Origin of the sequence: Citrobacter sp. wls716 (assembly GCF_005280975.1) — a bacterium.
GTDB lineage: Bacteria > Pseudomonadota > Gammaproteobacteria > Enterobacterales > Enterobacteriaceae > Citrobacter > Citrobacter youngae.
Genome location: NZ_SZWX01000049.1, coordinates 249451 through 268404 on the forward strand (window position 1 = coordinate 249451; position 18954 = coordinate 268404).

Annotated in this window: 15 protein-coding genes, 1 pseudogene and 1 other annotated feature; of the genes and pseudogenes, 6 read left to right on the top strand and 10 right to left on the bottom strand. The window is 53.5% G+C overall.

What is annotated here, in order from left to right:
• Nucleotides 1-150 precede the first annotated feature (150 nt).
• A complete protein-coding gene (gene aes / locus FDX24_RS17505; protein WP_115643759.1) occupies nt 151-1110 on the top strand; it encodes an acetyl esterase in 960 nt (319 codons plus the stop codon).
• Here the strand turns inward: aes and hemH are convergent.
• Nucleotides 1107-2069: a ferrochelatase gene (gene hemH, locus FDX24_RS17510; protein ID WP_137364686.1), complete on the bottom strand. Its 963-nt coding sequence runs from the start codon at nt 2067-2069 to the stop codon at nt 1107-1109. The genes aes and hemH overlap by 4 nt on opposite strands.
• An 82-nt stretch (nt 2070-2151) precedes the next feature.
• Between hemH and FDX24_RS23875 the strand changes: the two are divergent.
• A pseudogene (locus tag FDX24_RS23875) lies at nt 2152-2253 on the top strand (hypothetical protein); the annotation flags it as partial.
• Here FDX24_RS23875 and adk read toward each other — a convergent pair.
• The 7 genes from adk to FDX24_RS17545 all read right to left on the bottom strand — a co-directional run bounded on the left by adk (nt 2250) and on the right by FDX24_RS17545 (nt 9203).
• On the bottom strand, nt 2250-2894 hold the full coding sequence (adk, locus tag FDX24_RS17515; protein ID WP_003021773.1) for an adenylate kinase: 645 nt from the start codon (nt 2892-2894) through the stop codon (nt 2250-2252). The pseudogene FDX24_RS23875 and the gene adk overlap by 4 nt on opposite strands.
• 182 nt (nt 2895-3076) lie before the next feature.
• Entirely contained in the window at nt 3077-4951 is a 1875-nt protein-coding gene (gene htpG, locus FDX24_RS17520) for a molecular chaperone HtpG (RefSeq protein WP_048212404.1), read from the bottom strand.
• 110 nt (nt 4952-5061) lie between these two features.
• Nucleotides 5062-5667: a recombination mediator RecR gene (recR, locus tag FDX24_RS17525; RefSeq protein WP_003021767.1), complete on the bottom strand. Its 606-nt coding sequence runs from the start codon at nt 5665-5667 to the stop codon at nt 5062-5064.
• Nucleotides 5667-5996 (bottom strand): YbaB/EbfC family nucleoid-associated protein, encoded by a 330-nt coding sequence (locus FDX24_RS17530; protein ID WP_003021764.1) that lies wholly within the window; start codon nt 5994-5996, stop codon nt 5667-5669. Before FDX24_RS17530 ends, recR begins: the two co-directional genes overlap by 1 nt.
• 57 nt (nt 5997-6053) lie before the next feature.
• A complete protein-coding gene (dnaX, locus tag FDX24_RS17535; protein ID WP_137364687.1) occupies nt 6054-7979 on the bottom strand; it encodes a DNA polymerase III subunit gamma/tau in 1926 nt (641 codons plus the stop codon).
• Nucleotides 6657-6721, bottom strand: a sequence feature (DnaX frameshifting element). Its footprint overlaps the gene before it by 65 nt.
• Before the next feature lie 101 nt (nt 7980-8080).
• Nucleotides 8081-8632: an adenine phosphoribosyltransferase gene (apt, locus tag FDX24_RS17540; RefSeq protein ID WP_005125198.1), complete on the bottom strand. Its 552-nt coding sequence runs from the start codon at nt 8630-8632 to the stop codon at nt 8081-8083.
• A gap of 193 nt (nt 8633-8825) precedes the next feature.
• Nucleotides 8826-9203, bottom strand: coding sequence for a DUF454 family protein (locus tag FDX24_RS17545; RefSeq protein WP_029139439.1), 378 nt, complete (start codon nt 9201-9203; stop codon nt 8826-8828).
• 69 nt (nt 9204-9272) lie between these two features.
• Between FDX24_RS17545 and priC the strand changes: the two genes are divergently transcribed.
• Together priC and rsmS are read left to right on the top strand one after the other, a co-directional pair.
• A complete protein-coding gene (gene priC, locus FDX24_RS17550; protein WP_170973081.1) occupies nt 9273-9800 on the top strand; it encodes a primosomal replication protein N'' in 528 nt (175 codons plus the stop codon).
• Between the two features lie 14 nt (nt 9801-9814).
• A complete protein-coding gene (gene rsmS / locus FDX24_RS17555; RefSeq protein WP_137364688.1) occupies nt 9815-9976 on the top strand; it encodes a pleiotropic regulatory protein RsmS in 162 nt (53 codons plus the stop codon).
• A gap of 74 nt (nt 9977-10050) precedes the next feature.
• Here rsmS and mscK read toward each other — a convergent pair whose 3' ends face one another.
• Complete coding sequence (mscK, locus tag FDX24_RS17560) at nt 10051-13416, bottom strand: mechanosensitive channel MscK (protein WP_137345400.1); 3366 nt, start codon at nt 13414-13416, stop codon at nt 10051-10053.
• A gap of 127 nt (nt 13417-13543) precedes the next feature.
• Nucleotides 13544-14194, bottom strand: a complete 651-nt coding sequence (gene acrR / locus FDX24_RS17565) for a multidrug efflux transporter transcriptional repressor AcrR (RefSeq protein ID WP_048212409.1) — start codon at nt 14192-14194, stop codon at nt 13544-13546.
• A 141-nt stretch (nt 14195-14335) separates the two neighbouring features.
• Between acrR and acrA the strand changes: the two genes are divergently transcribed.
• Nucleotides 14336-15529: a multidrug efflux RND transporter periplasmic adaptor subunit AcrA gene (gene acrA / locus FDX24_RS17570; RefSeq protein ID WP_137364689.1), complete on the top strand. Its 1194-nt coding sequence runs from the start codon at nt 14336-14338 to the stop codon at nt 15527-15529.
• A 22-nt stretch (nt 15530-15551) separates the two neighbouring features.
• Nucleotides 15552-18701, top strand: a complete 3150-nt coding sequence (gene acrB, locus FDX24_RS17575) for an efflux RND transporter permease AcrB (RefSeq protein WP_048212411.1) — start codon at nt 15552-15554, stop codon at nt 18699-18701.
• Nucleotides 18702-18954 lie beyond the last annotated feature (253 nt).

Here is an 18954-nt window from a genome sequence, read left to right on the forward strand (position 1 = left end):
TCGATTTTACGGGTGGTTAACTGAGCGATGCATGGTAGCACATTCCCTGCTGCGCATGCGATGCGGCGCTGAGTTTCAATATCGGACGGTGAGATCGCAGTTTATCCGGGATTAATTTCTACAATAACTCACCTTCACAAGGAGCGTTTTATGAAGCCGGAAAACAAAATCCCCGTACTCGACAAAATTTCGGATGAAATGAAAAGCGTGGTGAATTTTCATCGCGACGATTTGCCACCGTGGCCCGCTGCCGATGACTTTGTGGCCCAGCGCCAACACTACATTCATGAGCGGCGACTGTGGAATGCCGATGCCCCGCAGATGCATACCCGAGAATGCGTGATTTCTACCGCGTGCGGCCCCGTTGCCACACGCATCTACGCTCCGCAGCCCCAAAGCCAGGCGACGCTGTATTACCTGCACGGCGGCGGTTTTATTCTCGGTAATCTGGATACCCATGACCGTATTATGCGTTTACTTGCGCATTACACCCAGTGCACGGTGATCGGCATCGACTATTCGCTGTCGCCGGAAGCGCGCTACCCACAAGCCATCGAAGAGATCGTCGCCGTTTGCCAGTACTATCATCAACATGCTGGCGACTATTCCCTCAATATCAATACGATAGGTTTTGCCGGCGATTCCGCCGGAGCGATGCTGGCGCTCGCCAGTGCGTTGTGGCTGCGAGATAAAAACATTGCCTGCGGCAAAGTCGCTGGCGTGCTGTTGTGGTATGGCCTTTACGGCCTGCAGGATTCACTAAGCCGACGGCTGATGGGCGGAGCGTGGGATGGTTTAACCCGCGAGGATCTGCAGATGTACGAAAACGCGTACCTACGTAGCGCTGACGATCGTGAGTCACCGTACTATTGCCTGTTTAATAACGATCTGACGCGCGACCTACCGCCGTGTTTTATCGCCGGTGCGGAGTTCGATCCGCTGATCGACGATAGCCGCTTATTATTCCAGACGTTACAGGCGCATCAGCAGCCCTGCCAGTACAAAATGTATCCCGGTACGCTGCACGCCTTCCTGCACTATTCGCGGATGATGAAAACCGCCGATGAAGCTCTGCAGGACGGCGCGCATTTCTTTAAGCAACAGCTTTAGCGGTAGGCTTCGGTCAGTTTCACCATCATTTCAATATGCTCCGGCGCGGCATTCAGCGCCGGAATATATTCATATTGCTTACCACCCGCTTCAAGGAAAATCTCCCGGTTTTGCACCGCTATCTCTTCCAGCGTTTCGAGGCAATCAGCCGCGAAGCCCGGACACATAACCTGGATATGTCGGGTTCCTTTCTCCGCCAGCATTTTTAGCGTTTCGTCGGTATACGGTGTCAGCCATGGTTCGCGGCCAAAGCGAGACTGGAAGGTCATCATGACTTTTTCCGGCGGCAGGCCAAGCGCTGAAACCAGCTCACGCGTCGTATCGCGACAGCGCTGCGGGTAGTCATCGCCTTCATCGGCGTAGCGCTGCGGAATGCCGTGATAGGAGAGCAGCAGTAAATCAGGTTCGCCATGTTGAGCGAATGAATCCCGGGCACTCTTGGCCAGCGCATCAATGTAGCTGCTGTCATCAGCGTAATCGCGAATAAATGAGACGCCAGGAATACCGCGTTTACGCGCTAAAATGCGCGCCAGCTCGTCCCAGACTGCCGCCACTGTCGAACAGGAATATTGCGGGTACAGCGGTAACACCACCATGTGTTCTACTCCGCTTGCCAGCAGTTCATCGACCGCGCTTTCGAGCGACGGCGAACCGTAGCTCATCCCCAGTGCAACAGGCGTATCAGGCAGACGTTGTGTCAGCGCCTGCTGTTGCGCCTTGCTGTAGACCATCAGCGGGGAACCGTCTTCCATCCAGATTGATTGGTACAGCTTTGCCACACGCGGCGCGCGCAGCGGCAAAATCACACCACGCAGCAACGGCCACCACAGTGCGGGGGACGTATCGACGACGCGTGGATCGCTTAAAAACTGGCGCAGGTAGCGCTTAACGGCTTCGGGGGTTGGGGCATCGGGAGTGCCGAGGTTTGCCAGCAGGATACCGGTTTTCGTCTGACGCATTACCGCCTCTTATCGATTCAAATTGTTGATAATTGTAGCGGAAAAGCGGTAAAGAAGAACTAATTGCTGTGAGAGGTAAGACGAGAATTTGCCTGATGGCGCTGCGCTTATCAGGCCTACAAAAAATCGTAGGCCGGATAAGGTGTATCCACCGCCATCTGGCATTAACCGCGTTAAAAATTAACCGAGGATTTTTTCCAGCGCTGCGCGAACGTCAGCCACGGCCTGAGTGCCGTCAACTTTCGCGTATTTGGTGTTACCCGCCTGCGCTTCTTTAGAGTAGTAGCCGATCAGCGGTGCGGTCATCTGATGGTATTCCACCAGGCGCTTGCGTACGGTCTCTTCCTGATCGTCTTTACGGGTGGTCAGCTCTTCGCCGGTCACGTCGTCTTTGCCTTCAACCTTAGGCGGGTTGAATTTGATGTGGTAAACGCGGCCAGAAGCAGCGTGTACGCGACGACCTACAATACGGTCAACGATCAGCTCGTCCGGAACGTCGAATTCCAGAACGTAGTCCACGTTGATACCCGCTTCTTTCATGGCATCTGCCTGCGGAATAGTACGCGGGAAGCCATCGAGCAGGAAACCATTACGGCAGTCTTCCTGAGCAATACGCTCTTTTACCAGCGCGATCACCAGCTCATCAGTCACCAGCTTACCGGCGTCCATGATGTCTTTCGCTTGTTTGCCCAGCTCGGAGCCAGATTTCACGGCGGCACGCAGCATATCACCGGTGGAGATTTGCGGAATACCATACTTCTCCATGATGAACTGAGCCTGAGTTCCTTTACCCGCGCCCGGAGCGCCAAGCAGAATGATACGCATTACGAAAATCCCCTTAAAGGTTGTCGATATTTTTTAAAAAGCGCTAAACGATACCACCATCACGCAATTGGCTCAAGGAAGCCACCCGCGCTGAAACGGTTAATGATGGAAAATTGAGTTCAGAAGGCGAAAAAAAGCCGGATGGCGGTGTAAACACCGTATCCGGCCTACTATTACGGGTATCAGGACACCAGCAACTGGTTCATGCGACGGATGAACTGGTTCGGATCTTCCAGCGTGCCGCGCTCAGCGAACAGCGCCTGATCCAGCAGCAGTTCAACCCACTCTTTGAACTGCGCTTCATCCTGGGTATCCGCCGTGCGTTTTACCAGCACGTGGTCCGGGTTCAGTTCAAAGATATATTTCACTTCCGGTACGGCCTGGCCCGCAGCGGCAAACAGTTTCGCCATCTGGGTGCTCATTTCATCCGCATCGGTGGTAACGATGGCTGGCGTGTCGGTCAGACGGTGAGTCAGACGCACTTCTTTTACGCGATCGCCCAGCAAGGTTTTCACGCGCTCAACGAACGGCGTCAGCGCTTTTTCCGCTTCTTTTGCCGATTCGTCAACTTCATCTGCCAGTTTGTCGATAGACTCGTCGGCTTTCGCCACAGACTGGAACGGTTTGCCATCGAACTCGGTCAGGTAGTTCATCATCCACTCATCGATGCGGTCAGAAAGCAGCAACACTTCGATGCCTTTCTTACGCAGCAGTTCCAGGTGCGGGCTGCTCTTCGCCGCCGCATAGCTGTCTGCAGTGATGTAGTAGATTTTCTCCTGCCCTTCTTTCATCCGCGCAACGTAGTCTTCCAGAGATACGGTCTGTGCGGAAGAGTCAGTGTGCGTAGACGCGAAGCGCATCAGTTTGGCGATGGTTTCCTGGTTGGCATGGTCTTCCGCCGGGCCTTCTTTCAGCACCAGACCGAACTGTTTCCAGAAGGTCTGGTATTTTTCCGCGTCGTCTTTCGCCAGTTTTTCCAGCATCTGCAGTACGCGTTTGGTCAGCGCGCTGCGCAGGTTACGGGTGACGGTGCTGTCCTGCAGGATCTCACGGGAGACGTTCAGCGGCAGATCGTTGGAATCTATCAGACCGCGCACAAAGCGCAGGTAGTTCGGCATGAACTGCTCGGCGTCATCCATGATGAATACACGCTGGACGTAAAGTTTCAGACCATGCTTGTGATCGCGGTTCCACATATCCCACGGCGCCTGCGACGGGATATACAGCAGGCTGGTGTACTCCTGCTTACCTTCCACACGGTTGTGGCTCCAGGTCAGCGGATCGGTGAAATCGTGGGCGATATGCTTATAGAATTCGTTGTACTCGTCGTCTTTGATTTCCGACTTGTTGCGCGTCCACAGCGCCTGCGCCTTGTTGATCTTTTCCCAGGAAACCACGGTCTCGCCGTCTTTCTCTTCGGATTTTTCGATCTCGACCGGCAGCGCAATATGGTCGGAATATTTGCTGATGATGGAACGTACGCGCCAGTCATCGAGGAACTCGTCTTCGCCTTCGCGCAGATGCAGAGTAATTTCGGTACCGCGGTCTTCTTTGGTGATGTCGGCTACGGTGTACTCACCCTCGCCCGCAGACTCCCAGAACACGCCGTTTTCCGGTTTATCACCCGCAGCACGGGTACGCACGGTGACTTTGTCCGCCACGATGAAGGCTGAGTAGAAGCCAACCCCGAACTGGCCGATCAACTGGCTGTCTTTCGCCTGATCGGAGCCCATGGATTCGAGGAAAGATTTGGTGCCGGATTTCGCAATGGTCCCCAGATGATCGATAACGTCATCACGGTTCATCCCCACGCCGTTATCGGCAATAGTCAACGTACGCTTATCTTTATCGAAGGAAACACGCACACGCAGCTCACCGTCACCTTCATACAGGTCCGGGTTAGACAGTGCGCGGAAACGCAGCTTGTCTGCCGCATCCGAGGCGTTAGAGATAAGCTCACGCAGGAAGATTTCTTTATTGGAATACAGAGAATGGATCATCAGGTGCAGAAGCTGTTTTACTTCTGACTGAAAACCACGAGTTTCTTGTCCTTTCATGTAGATCTACCTCAACAATGCCATTTTCAATGGTAAAAACACGTTGAGGGTGAAATGGGGACAAGCGGGAAGGATTTCAAGCGGAAGCCGCCGTCGCGGCCTCCGTTTGTTCAGAATTTAATCTTGTGTCGTCCTGCCAGAGAGTGCGATAGCGTGGTGCCATCGACCATTTCCAGCTCGCCGCCTACCGGAACGCCATGGGCGATACGGCTGGCTTCAACGCCATATTGCATGCAAAGCTCAGCAATATAGTTGGCGGTCGCCTCTCCTTCGACCGTGGGATTGGTCGCGAGGATCAGTTCGTTAATTTGCTCAGACGCCAGTCGCTGTTCGAGACGATCCAGCCCAATGTCATCAGGCCCGATACCGTCCAGCGGCGACAGGTGTCCCATCAGCACGAAGTAACGTCCGGAAAATTGCCCGGTTTGCTCAATGGCGTAGATGTCCGCCGGACTCTCCACCACGCAAATCTGACCGTTTTCCTGGCGACGCGGGTTCGAGCAGATGTTGCAGACGTCCTGCTCGGTGAAAGTGCGGCAATCGGCACAGTGGCCGATTTCCGACATTGCCTTCGTTAACGCCTGTGCCAGACGCATCCCGCCGCTGCGATCGCGCTGAAGCAGCGTGAACGCCATGCGCTGCGCAGACTTCGGGCCAACGCCCGGCAGACAGCGCAGTGCTTCCATAAGCTGAGTTAACAGCGGGCTGGTTTGCATCAGAACGGCATCTTAAAGCCAGGCGGCAGCTGCATTCCGGAAGAAACAGAGGCCATCTTCTCTTTCTGCGTCTCTTCAATGCGACGCGCCGCGTCGTTGAATGCCGCAGCAACCAGGTCTTCCAGCATCTCTTTGTCGTCTTCCAGCAGGCTTGGATCGATCTCCACGCGACGGCAGTTATGCGCGCCGTTGATGGTCACTTTTACCAGACCCGCGCCAGATTCGCCGGTCACTTCCAGCTTGGCGACTTCTTCCTGCATCTGCTGCATTTTTTCTTGCATCTGCTGGGCCTGTTTCATCAGGTTACCCAGACCGCCTTTACCAAACATAGGCTTCTCTCTCAATCACGTTAAGGGATGACGACCATCAAACCATTAGGCTGACGATCAAATGGGGCGAATACTCTCTTCGTCCAGCTCCGCATCGAAAAAACGACGCAGCGTCTGGATGTTATTATCCGCAATAATCGACTCACGCGCCTGCGCGAGCTTCTCTTCATAAATGGCCTGACGCCACTCCAGCGGCGTGCGCACCGCGGGATTATCATCTTCAACGATGGTCAATTCAACCGTTGACCCCGTTAAGGTACTCAATGCTTCGGCCAGTTTTTGCTGCGCGCCGCTGGAATTAAGGTGCCGCTGCGAGGAACGCAGGTGCAGGCACACCACGTTGCCATTCTCTTCTTTCCAGGCATTTAGCGCCACCTGCTCCACCAGTTTAGGTAACGAGAGCTGGCTCACCTGGGCGGCCCACGGGTCGCGTTCAATCGCTTCAGCCGCAAGCTTTGCCGCCAGTTCCGGCGTTTTTTCATGCTCAAGCGCTTTTTTCAGCGCTTTCGGCGTGGCAACGACTTCTTTGACTTCTGCAACAGGATTGGTCGCTTTCCAGCGATACGCTTCTTTCTTCGTCGGAGCCTTTTCCAACGCAGAGACCACCGGACGCGCCTGAACACGTTCCGACACCGAAGCCAGTCTTTCCAGCGCAGCATTATTCACCGGCCGCGCGCGGGAAGCGGCTGCCGGTTCACTCTTTTTTGGTTTGGTTGCTCCCTGAGCGCGTTGCAACTGGCTGCGTGCCGCCAGCACCTGGCTGGTGGCGTCGGAGAGCGGCACATTTTGTTGCGCTGGCGCAGGCTGCTGCTGTGGCACCTGCGTCGGGGTCATCACCGCTGTGGGTGCGACCGGGGCAAACGACTGGCGCGGGACTTCAGGTTCCGGGAGCGGCATGCGCGGATGAAAAGCCAGCGCACGCAGCAGCGTCATTTCGACGCCCATTCGCCTGTCCGGCGCATACGGCAGTTCTTTGCGCCCGATTAACAGGGTCTGGTAGTAAAGCTGCACATCGGTTGGCGGGACGATTCGCGCCAGTTCACGCATACGCTGTTCAATGGCGGCCATATCGCTGCCGAGCGCGGCAGGTGAAAGCTGAACCATGGCTATACGATGCAGCAAAGCCGACATCTCAACCAGCAGCGCTTCCCATTCAATACCGCGCGCGGCGGCGTCGTTCACCAATGTCATCACGCGTTCGCCGTCGGCGGCCACAACCGCTTCAACAAGCGAGAGCGCCTGGTCGTCGTCCAGCGTGCCGAGCATGGTGCTGACCGCGTCGGTCGAGACCTGGCCATCACCGCTGGCGATCGCCTGATCGGTCAAACTCAGCGCATCGCGCAGGCTGCCGTCCGCGGCGCGGGCCAGCAGTTGCAGCGCGCGTGGTTCATGAGCGATATGCTCTTCTTTGAGAATATGCTCAAGCTGATGGCGAATCTGTTCGACATCCAGCGCTTTAAGGTGGAATTGCAGACAGCGCGACAGAATGGTCACCGGCAGCTTCTGCGGATCGGTGGTCGCCAGCAGGAACTTGACGTGCGCGGGCGGCTCTTCGAGCGTTTTCAGCAGGGCGTTAAAACTGTGCCGCGACAGCATGTGCACTTCGTCGATCAAATAGACCTTAAAACGGCCGCGCGCAGGCGCGTACTGGACGTTATCCAGCAGATCGCGTGTGTCTTCGACTTTGGTGCGTGAGGCGGCATCGATTTCAATCAAATCGACAAAACGCCCCTGCTCAATTTCCCGACAGTTATCGCACACGCCGCACGGCGTAGCGGTGATGCCAGTTTCACAGTTTAATCCCTTCGCCAGCAAGCGGGCGATAGAGGTTTTTCCGACGCCACGGGTGCCGGAAAACAAATAAGCATGATGAATACGCCCTAACGACAAGCCGTTCGCCAGTGCCGTCAGCACATGTTCCTGGCCGACGACGTCAGCAAAGGTTTGTGGGCGCCATTTTCGGGCTAAGACCTGATAACTCATTGGCAGGCTCTGAAAGGCTGGAGGGTGGATTCACAGGAGGGTAATGCTAACACAACCTCGCAGCGACGGCGAGGTTGAGTCGTCAGGTACTGCTTAACTGATTAGTGCCCTGGAAAAGGCACCAGGCTATAACAGGTCAGCCCCTGTTTTTCCAGGCGCTGTTCGCCGCCCAGATCAAACAGGTTAATGATAAAGGCAGCATCGGTTACTTCGCCACCCAGACGGCGGATCAGCTTCACGGTCGCTTCAATCGTACCGCCGGTTGCCAGCAGGTCGTCCACAACCAGGACTTTATCGCCCGGTTTGATGGCATCAACGTGAATTTCCAGCTGATCGGTGCCGTATTCCAGCTCATAGCTCTCAGCAATCACTTCACGCGGAAGCTTACGCGGTTTACGTACCGGAACAAAGCCGACGCCCAGACCCAACGCTACCGGCGCGCCAAACAGGAAGCCACGCGCTTCGGTGCCAACCACTTTAGTGATACCCGCATCTTTATAGCGTTCAACCAGCAATTCAATGCTAAGGGCGTAGGCTTTCGGATCTTCCAGTAAACTGGTGACATCACGGAAAAGAATGCCCGGTTTTGGGTAATCGTGGATGCTTTTGATGCTATTTTTGAGAAACTCAAGCTGCTGTGCAGTCGCGGTCATAAGTTTGTGCCTGATTGATACAGTATTACTTCACGGCGCACTATACACTTCATCCTCGACGTATCTTGAATGATTTTGTGTCTATATTAGGGCCAGGGTTACACTTGGTTAACCTTTGACCATCTGCGCCTGTGCTCGAAAACGGTCGAATTTACTGGCTGCGAGAGACAATTGCAACAGCGATTATTGCGCTTTACTGCTTTTGTTGTTTTTCATCAATCACCGGGATCCGCCACATAAAAATCAGTAAACAGGCGAGAATAACCAGCAGCAGGCCGCGTACCCACATCATATTGACCAGCCAGAGGGAAATAGAAAACGTCACCAGGATCAACAAAATCGCGCGCGGCTTCGCCCCAGGCGGCATTGCGCGGTGTTTTTGCCAGTGACGCAGATACCCGCCGAACCACGAACGATACAGCAGCCAGTCGTGAAAGCGCGGCGATGAGCGGGCAAAACACCAGGCGGCCAGCAGGATAAATGGCGTCGTGGGCAGCAACGGCAATACAACGCCCAGCGTGCCTAACACTACCGCTATCCAGCCAATGATGATTAGAATAATGCGTTGCATAATATCAGTACTTAACACAGAGAATCGCTACTTTAGCATAACAGTTCTCATTTTCATCGGAGTGTTGTCGTGAAAACCGTCATGCTGCTACAGACGCTTGAAAACCAGCTTAACCGCCTGCGACAGCAGTGTGCTCCGTTGGCGCATCACGCCACGCTGAGCGCCCGCTTTGACAGGCATCTGTTTCACACTCGCAGCACGTTGCTGCAGGCCTGTCTGGATGAAGCTGAAGATAATCTCGCCGCCTTGCGCCGTGCAGTCGAACAGCAACAACTACCACAAATTAGCTGGCTGGCGGAACACCTTGCCTCACAGTTAGAGGCGATTTCGCGTGAAACCGCCAGTTGGTCGCTCCGCGAGTGGGACAGCGCATCTCCAGCCCTGGCGCGCTGGCAGCGCAAGCGGGTTCAACACCAGGAGTTTGAACGCCGACTGGTGGAAATGACGCGTGAACGCAAAGAGCGTCTGGCTCAGGCAACGGGTTTTGAAGAACAGCAAAAACTGCATCGTGAAGTAGAAGCATTCGAGGCGCGACTGGCTCGCTGCCGCCATGCTCTGGCAAGAATAGAAAACGTGCTGGCGCGTTTAACCCGTTAATCCCCGGAGAATTTATGTCATTAGAGAACGCCCCGGACGAGGTCAAACTGGCCGTCGATTTGATTGTTTTACTTGAGGAAAACCAGGTTGCACCTGAAACCGTACTGAAGGCGCTGGAGATTATTAAACGGGATTACGAAAAGAAACTGCTCTCTTTATCTAAAAAAGAGCTGTAACTGAAAACCTGGTGGCGTTTCAATTATCAGGCCTACGAATGAATCGAAGCTCGCAGGCCTGATGATTTTTTCTACTAACCTACCGAAGGCGTCGGATCGTCACCTTTAATGATGTCACGCTTAACCTCGGTTACGCTGTCGCCCTTCGCGTTGTGCAGGTGCACTTCGAGCTGGTTAAAGGCAATATCAATGTCGTTTTCACGGCACAAACGATCGACCGCACGGTTAAGTTCATCAACCGTATGGCTGCGATCGCGCAGTTCGCGCACGTATAAACGCAGCTCATGATCCAGCGTGCTGGCGCCGAAGGCGGTAAAGAACACCGCAGGCTCCGGATCGTGCATTACTTTCGGGTGCTCCATCGCCGCCTGCAGCAGCACTTTCTTCACTTTGTCCAGATCCGAACCATAGGCCACGCCAATGCGGATCACCAGACGCGTGGTGGTATCGGAGAGCGACCAGTTGATCAAACGCTCCGTCACGAATGCTTTGTTCGGGATGATCACCTCTTTGCGATCGAAATCGGTAATGGTGGTGGCACGGATACGGATCTTGCTGACCGTTCCTGAGAACGTACCAATGGTAACCGTATCGCCGATACGCACCGGGCGTTCAAACAGAATAATCAGACCGGAAACAAAATTACCGAAAATTTCCTGCAAGCCAAAACCCAGACCAACCGACAGAGCGGCGGCCAGCCACTGTAGCTTATCCCACGAAACACCGAGCGATCCGAAGACCGTCATTGCGCCGATGGCGATGATCGCGTAGTTGAGGATCGTGGTGATCGCGTAAGATGCCCCCTGGCGCATTTTGAGTCGCGACAGTACCAGCACTTCCAGCAGGCCGGGTAAGTTGCGGATCAACGCCCACGCCACCATCGAGGCAATAATGGCAAACAACAGGCTACCCATGGTGACGTCTTTCACCACTGCCGCACCCGCTTCGGTGCCGTTGTAATGCCAGAGCGTAATGCTGTCGAGATAGCTGAACACGGTGATCAGATCAGACCAAATGGCCCAGAACAGAACACCAAACAGAGCCACCATCACCAGCATGGTGATACGCAGCGTTTGCTGGTTAACCTGCTCCAGCGCGATGGTCGGCTCTTCCTGCGGCTCTGCGCCCTCCGCCCCTTCTTTCACCAGGTTCTGACGACGCGCCAGCGCACGACGCCAGGCGATACGACGCGCCGCGACGCTTAATCCACGCAGCACGGTCTGGTACAGCAGGTTCCAGAGAATGACCAGATAAACCGTTTCAATCCAGCGTCCCGCCAGGCGCAGCGTGGTGTAGAAATAGCCGGTTGCCGTCAGCACCATTAATGCTATCGGGATAATCGACAGCACGGTAATCGTCACCAGACGCAGACCATGCGACTCTTTATCGCGCCAGCTTTCGCGGCACATTGGCCATACCAGGAAGGCGATCAGCAGCAGGTTGAGGAAAATGACCACCTGACCCAGCACATCGTCCATCAGATTGAGCGGCGACAGCTCAGCAATAACCGACCAGAAGTTTAACGGCAACAGCGCGAGGCTGATGCGCACAATCTGGCGACGCCAGTGGCTGGTCTGTTTCGCAGGCATACCAAAATGACGAATCGCCACGCCATCTTTTTCCAGCACCTTCCAGCACAGACCAAACACCAGCCAGAAGACGGTCATCTTCTTGCTGAACGCCCACAGCAGGTCGCTGATATTCAACTGCATAGTCAACAGAATCAGACCTACCGCGAGGATAATCAGGCACGCCGGCAAGGCTCTGATGAGATCGATCAGAATCGCTTTTGGCGTGTTGAGCTGACTGTCATTACGCAGGTTACCTACCGCGGCGGCTAATTTCGCCTGGTACTCTTTCAACCATTTCAGACGCCAGCGGATGAGCCCGGCAATAAGCAGCAACGGCAATCCCGCCAGAAACGCAATAAACACTGCGGGCCACGCTTTTTCCCAGTTCACCGTGATTTTCATCGACTTAAACTGGTCTTTAAGCGTTTGCGGGAAAGCTTTGATCCAGTCCCAGTCCATCGGACGGTTACTGTTAACCCAGAAAATCTGCTGCGTGAGGATCCCTTTCAGGTTTTTCGACACGCTCATTAATTGCTGCTGATTAATTTGCAGATTAATCGCCATCATCAGCTGGTTGCCCAGTTGCTTATTGAGCTGATCCAACAGTTCACGGCGCATATCCACAACCTGCAGTAAGGCATCATGGACTTCGCCGTTAACTTCGTTGCTGTGCCCTTCTTCCAGTTTGGCGACAAACGCATCATTCTGGAACAGCGCGTCACGCTGCTGGTTGACTTCGAACTGCTCCAGACGCAAGTCGGCGATCCGGTTGGTCATATCGGCAAGTTCATCCGCCGACGGCAGCGTTTGTTGTTGCTGATACAGAATACGCGACAGCAGCAGACTGCCTTTCAGAACGGCAATCTGCTCTTTAATGTTGCGTTCGGATTGCAGCGCGCGGTCAAGCCAGTTTTTGACTTTAATATTTTGCTGCATCAGGCTGTTGCCGTTTTCGGTCGCGGCAATCAGACGCTGGCTGAGCTGATGGTTAATATCAAGTTCTTGCTTAACTAGCGGGTTGGTCTGGATACGGGCCGCTTCGTCTGGCGTTACCGCTTCCTGCGCCGTCTTTTCGGTTAGCGTCAGACGTTTGCTGTTCACCGCTTCCTGCAGCAACTGAAGCTGGTGTTCGAGACGATTCGTATTCGCCGTTACATAATCACGCTGTTTCTGCAAGGTATCCTGCAAAACAGTGTTGCCTTCCAGACTTTTACGCTGTTGATCGATCTGCGCGCTCAGCAACGCTTGCTGCGCCTGCAGCAACACCTGTTGGCTGGGGCGTAATGCCGCCTCACCCACATTAGTTCCATCCAGGCGATTACGGATTTGCTGCATTTGCTGTGATGCGGTGTACATCGCATTTTGCACGCGCTCTGGCTGAGTTTGCAGCGAGACCAACTGACTGTTGTAGGCTGCAAGGTCGTTTTGCGCGCTTTGCAGATCGTCCAGCACCTGGGCGACACGAGATTCAAGCTGGCGCAGAGAGAGCGTACTCAGCGTTTTCCGCGTTTCGTCATCATTATCGACATCGCTGAGCGAATTTAGCGCATCCGTTGCCTGGCGCATTTTCTCCGGCGCCTGGGCCACTTTCTGGCGAAGCTGTACGGTCTCATCTTTCACGCGATCGATTTTATCCAGCGTGGCGATGGTATCGATGAGATCCTGTTGGACCAGCTTATCCTGCGCGGAGAGATCTTTTTGTTTACTCAGCGTGTCTAACTGGCTCTGGATATCCGCTTTCGTCGGCAGTTCACCACTCTGTTGCGCCCGCGCAAATGCAGATGACTGGCAGGATAGCAATAGAATGAAGAAAAGAATGCTAATAGCAATTACATGCTGTGAACGTTTATAGAGCTGCAACATAGTCATGAGAATGAATGTTTCTGAACCGGGAAAGTGACCGGAAATAGTCAAGCGGCAAGAATATCACGGCTGTGACCAGCAGAATAGCAGGAGGCAAAATGACCAGGAGAATTCCTGGTGCAGAAATGGTAAGTTAGCGTGTCTCCCCTGTCTGCAGGCGCAAGGTTGGACAAAGCAGGCACATCTCCAGCAACACCGCCACGTAGTGGCGAGCCTCATTTTTCAGATCAAATGATTCGGGGGCAAATAACCAGTTCTCCATGATTCCGGAAATATAGCTACGCATTAACACCGCAACACGACGTGTGTTCAGGTTTTCCGGCAGCATGTTGACATCCATACAGTGGCGTAACGTTTTTTCTATACGGTCATAGTTTTCCAGGCACAGGCTACGTTCGACTAACTGAACTGATGCTATTTCCCCGACAAATTCGCATTTGTGGAATATAATCTCCATCAATAAACGTCGACGTTCTTCTGTCACGGTAGTTTCAAGAACGTAAATTAAAATTTCTCTTAATACTGATAGTGGATCGTCGGGGAATTTTGCCTGATACTCAGTTTCTAACTCATCAATGTTAGGTTTTGCTAGCTCCCAGATTTCACTGAATAAATCCGACTTATTTTTGAAATGCCAATAGATAGCACCGCGCGTTACACCAGCGGCTTTTGCGATCTCCGCAAGCGAGGTGGATGATACCCCTTGCTGCGAAAACAAACGCAGAGCAACATCCAGAATGTGCTGCCGTGTTTCCTGTGCTTGTTGTTTGGTTTTTCGTGCCATATGTCAGTGAATTTACAGGCGTTAGATTTACATACATTTGTGAATGTATGTACCATAGCACGACGATAATATAAACGCAGCAATGGGTTTATGGGCTTTAAGCCATTGATCAATTTGAAATCGGACACTCGAGGTTTACATATGAACAAAAACAGAGGGTTAACGCCTCTGGCAGTCGTTCTGATGCTCTCAGGCAGCTTAGCGCTAACAGGATGTGACGACAAACAGGCCCAACAAGGGGGCCAGCAGATGCCAGAAGTTGGAGTTGTGACGCTCAAAACTGAACCTCTACAGATCACAACTGAACTCCCAGGTCGCACCAGTGCGTTTCGCATTGCGGAAGTTCGCCCTCAGGTCAGCGGTATTATCCTGAAGCGTAACTTTACCGAAGGCGGCGACATTGAAGCAGGTGTGTCTCTCTATCAGATTGATCCTGCTACTTACCAGGCCGCGTACGAAAGTGCGAAAGGCGATCTGGCCAAAGCACAAGCAGCGGCAAATATCGCTCAGCTGACGGTTAAACGTTATCAGAAACTGTTAGGTACGAAGTACATCAGTCAACAGGACTACGATAGCGCGCAGGCAGATGCACAACAGGCGAACGCTGCTGTTGTCGCTGCGAAAGCCGCAGTAGAAACCGCACGTATCAACCTGGCCTATACCAAAGTCACGTCGCCAATCAGCGGCCGCATTGGTAAGTCATCTGTTACTGAAGGCGCACTGGTGCAAAACGGTCAGGCGACCGCACTGGCGACCGTTCAGCAGTTGGATCCCATCTATGTAGACGTGACGCAGTCAAGCAACGACTTCCTGCGCCTGAAACAAGAGCTGGCCAACGGCACGCTGAAGCAAGAGAACGGTAAAGCGAAAGTCGAACTGGTGACCAATGACGGCATTAAATACCCGCAGTCCGGTACGCTGGAATTTTCTGATGTGACGGTAGATCAAACCACTGGGTCGATTACGTTACGCGCAATCTTCCCGAACCCGGATCACACCCTACTGCCGGGCATGTTCGTCCGTGCGCGTCTGGAAGAAGGGACAAACCCAACGGCGTTACTGGTTCCACAGCAAGGCGTTACCCGCACACCGCGTGGCGATGCCAGTGCATTAGTTATCGGTGCTGATGACAAAGTTGAAACGCGTCAAATTGTCGCCGCACAAGCGATTGGCGACAAATGGTTAGTCACTGAAGGACTTAAGCCAGGCGACCGTGTGATTGTAAGTGGGCTGCAGAAAGTTCGTCCTGGCGCTCAGGTTAAAGCGCAGGAAGTCACCGCGGATAATAACCAGCCAGCCGCAAGCGGTAGCCAGCCTGAACAGTCCAAGTCTTAACTTAAACAGGAGCCGTTAAGACATGCCTAATTTCTTTATCGATCGCCCCATATTTGCGTGGGTGATCGCCATTATCATCATGTTGGCAGGGGGGCTCGCGATCCTCAAATTGCCGGTAGCGCAATATCCTACTATTGCACCTCCGGCAGTGACGATCTCCGCGACCTACCCTGGCGCTGATGCCAAAACAGTACAGGATACTGTTACGCAGGTTATCGAACAGAATATGAACGGTATCGATAACCTGATGTACATGTCCTCAAACAGTGACTCCACGGGTACGGTTCAGATCACCCTGACTTTCCAGTCAGGTACTGATGCTGACATTGCGCAGGTTCAGGTGCAGAACAAACTGCAGCTGGCAATGCCGCTGCTGCCGCAGGAAGTACAACAACAGGGCGTGAGCGTCGAGAAATCGTCCAGTAGCTTCCTGATGGTTGTCGGCGTCATCAACACCAACGGCACCATGACGCAGGAGGATATTTCCGACTACGTTGGCGCCAACATGAAGGATGCGATCAGCCGTACTTCAGGTGTGGGCGACGTGCAGCTGTTCGGTTCCCAGTACGCGATGCGTATCTGGATGGATCCGAATAAACTGAACAACTTCCAACTGACGCCAGTTGATGTGATCAGCGCCATTAAAGCGCAGAACGCCCAGGTTGCAGCCGGTCAGTTAGGCGGTACGCCGCCAGTGAAAGGCCAGCAGCTTAACGCGTCGATCATCGCGCAAACCCGTCTGACCTCCGCAGATGAGTTCGGCAAAATTCTGCTGAAAGTGAACCAGGATGGCTCTCAGGTACGTCTGCGTGACGTCGCGAAAGTCGAACTGGGTGGCGAGAACTACGACATCATTGCGAAGTTCAACGGCAAACCTGCGTCTGGTCTGGGTATCAAGCTGGCGACAGGCGCTAACGCCCTCGACACCGCGAACGCTATCCGCGAAGAGCTGAAGAAGATGGAACCCTTCTTCCCGTCAGGCCTGAAGATCGTTTACCCGTATGACACTACGCCATTCGTGAAAATCTCTATTCACGAAGTAGTGAAAACGCTGGCGGAAGCAATCATCCTCGTGTTCCTGGTCATGTATCTGTTCCTGCAGAACTTCCGCGCGACGTTGATTCCGACTATCGCCGTGCCGGTGGTGCTATTGGGTACGTTTGCCGTCCTTGCGATTTTCGGCTTCTCGATAAACACGTTGACGATGTTCGGGATGGTGCTCGCCATCGGCCTGTTGGTGGATGACGCCATCGTTGTGGTCGAGAACGTTGAACGTGTCATGGCCGAAGAAGGGCTACCACCGAAAGAAGCAACGCGTAAATCAATGGGCCAGATTCAGGGCGCATTGGTGGGTATCGCGATGGTACTGTCAGCGGTATTTATCCCAATGGCCTTCTTCGGGGGTTCTACCGGTGCGATTTACCGTCAGTTCTCCATCACCATTGTTTCCGCAATGGCGTTGTCTGTACTGGTCGCGTTGATTCTGACCCCTGCCCTGTGTGCAACAATGCTTAAACCGATTGCTAAAGGCGATCACGGTGAAGGCAAAACGGGCTTCTTCGGTTGGTTCAACCGCATGTTCGATAAGAGCACGCACCACTATACCGACAGCGTAGGCGGTATTCTGCGCAGCACCGGTCGTTATCTGGCGCTGTATCTGATCATCGTCGTGGGCATGGCCTATCTGTTCGTTCGTCTGCCAAGTTCGTTCTTGCCGGATGAAGACCAGGGGGTATTCCTGTCAATGGCTCAGCTGCCAGCGGGTGCAACGCAAGAGCGTACCCAGAAGGTGCTGGACGAAATGACGGATTACTATCTGACTAAAGAAAAAGCGAACGTTGAATCGGTGTTTGCCGTTAACGGCTTCGGCTTTGCGGGTCGTGGTCAGAACACCGGTATCGCGTTCGTCTCGTTGAAAGACTGGAGTGAACGTCCGGGCGAAGAGAACAAAGTTGAGGCCATTACTCAACGTGCGATGGGTGCATTCTCGCAGATTAAAGACGCCATGGTATTCGCCTTTAACCTGCCAGCAATCGTAGAACTTGGCACCGCGACGGGTTTCGACTTCCAGTTGATTGACCAGGCTGGTCTGGGCCATGAAAAATTGACTCAGGCGCGTAACCAACTGTTTGGTGAAGTCGCGAAACATCCAGATCTGTTGGTAGGCGTACGTCCTAACGGTCTGGAAGATACTCCGCAATTCAAGATCGATATCGATCAGGAAAAAGCGCAGGCTCTGGGTGTTTCCATTAGTGACATTAATACAACGCTGGGCGCTGCATGGGGCGGAAGCTACGTGAACGACTTCATCGACCGTGGTCGTGTGAAGAAAGTTTACGTCATGTCTGAAGCCAAATACCGTATGTTGCCGGAAGATATTGGAAACTGGTATGTCCGCGGTAGCGATGGACAAATGGTGCCGTTCTCTGCGTTCTCTTCCTCGCGTTGGGAATATGGTTCTCCGCGTCTGGAACGCTATAACGGTCTGCCTTCCATGGAAATCCTGGGCCAGGCCGCACCGGGTAAAAGTACCGGTGAAGCGATGGCAATGATGGAGCAACTGGCCAGCAAACTGCCATCCGGTATCGGCTATGACTGGACGGGCATGTCCTACCAGGAACGGCTGTCCGGTAACCAGGCACCTGCCCTGTATGCGATTTCACTGATCGTCGTCTTCCTGTGTCTGGCGGCATTGTACGAGAGCTGGTCAATTCCGTTCTCCGTTATGCTGGTCGTTCCACTGGGGGTTATCGGTGCGCTGCTGGCGGCAACATTCCGTGGTTTGACCAACGACGTTTACTTCCAGGTGGGCCTGCTCACAACCATTGGGTTGTCGGCGAAGAACGCGATATTGATCGTCGAATTCGCCAAAGACTTGATGGATAAAGAAGGTAAAGGCCTGGTAGAAGCGACGCTGGACGCAGTTCGTATGCGTTTACGTCCGATTCTGATGACATCGTTAGCCTTTATCCTCGGCGTAATGCCACTGGTTATCAGCTCCGGTGCGGGGAGTGGCGCGCAGAACGCCGTCGGTACTGGCGTAATGGGCGGGATGGTCACAGCAACCGTATTGGCTATCTTCTTTGTTCCGGTGTTCTTTGTGGTGGTCCGCCGCCGCTTTAGCCGCAAGAACGAAGATGTTGAACATAGCCACTCAGTTGAGCATCATTGATACATTCCTAAAGATAAGGCCGCGCAAGCGGCCTTTTTTCTGGAAAAAAATCATAAAAAGCGCTTATTGCGATTTCGTTTATTTTCTCTTGTTTAAATAAGCGATATAATCCTTGTGAGTCTAAAGGCTATTCTTAAAAAACGTCATGAACCCTTATTTACTTAAATAAATATTAAGACTATTCCTAGTTTTCGTTCACAGAGTCGGTTGTCGCCTTTCGTTGCTAAACCTAAACAAGATAACGTGATGATTG

Coding starts and splice junctions, on each gene's coding strand:
- mscK (WP_137345400.1), bottom strand. CDS start 13,416: ATGACTATGTTGCAGCTCTATAAACGTTCACAGCATGTAATTGCTATT.
- adk (WP_003021773.1), bottom strand. CDS start 2,894: ATGCGTATCATTCTGCTTGGCGCTCCGGGCGCGGGTAAAGGAACTCAG.
- FDX24_RS17530 (WP_003021764.1), bottom strand. CDS start 5,996: ATGTTTGGTAAAGGCGGTCTGGGTAACCTGATGAAACAGGCCCAGCAG.
- FDX24_RS17545 (WP_029139439.1), bottom strand. CDS start 9,203: ATGCAACGCATTATTCTAATCATCATTGGCTGGATAGCGGTAGTGTTA.
- acrA (WP_137364689.1), top strand. CDS start 14,336: ATGAACAAAAACAGAGGGTTAACGCCTCTGGCAGTCGTTCTGATGCTC.
- rsmS (WP_137364688.1), top strand. CDS start 9,815: ATGTCATTAGAGAACGCCCCGGACGAGGTCAAACTGGCCGTCGATTTG.
- aes (WP_115643759.1), top strand. CDS start 151: ATGAAGCCGGAAAACAAAATCCCCGTACTCGACAAAATTTCGGATGAA.
- acrR (WP_048212409.1), bottom strand. CDS start 14,194: ATGGCACGAAAAACCAAACAACAAGCACAGGAAACACGGCAGCACATT.
- recR (WP_003021767.1), bottom strand. CDS start 5,667: ATGCAAACCAGCCCGCTGTTAACTCAGCTTATGGAAGCACTGCGCTGT.
- htpG (WP_048212404.1), bottom strand. CDS start 4,951: ATGAAAGGACAAGAAACTCGTGGTTTTCAGTCAGAAGTAAAACAGCTT.
- acrB (WP_048212411.1), top strand. CDS start 15,552: ATGCCTAATTTCTTTATCGATCGCCCCATATTTGCGTGGGTGATCGCC.
- apt (WP_005125198.1), bottom strand. CDS start 8,632: ATGACCGCGACTGCACAGCAGCTTGAGTTTCTCAAAAATAGCATCAAA.
- dnaX (WP_137364687.1), bottom strand. CDS start 7,979: ATGAGTTATCAGGTCTTAGCCCGAAAATGGCGCCCACAAACCTTTGCT.
- hemH (WP_137364686.1), bottom strand. CDS start 2,069: ATGCGTCAGACGAAAACCGGTATCCTGCTGGCAAACCTCGGCACTCCC.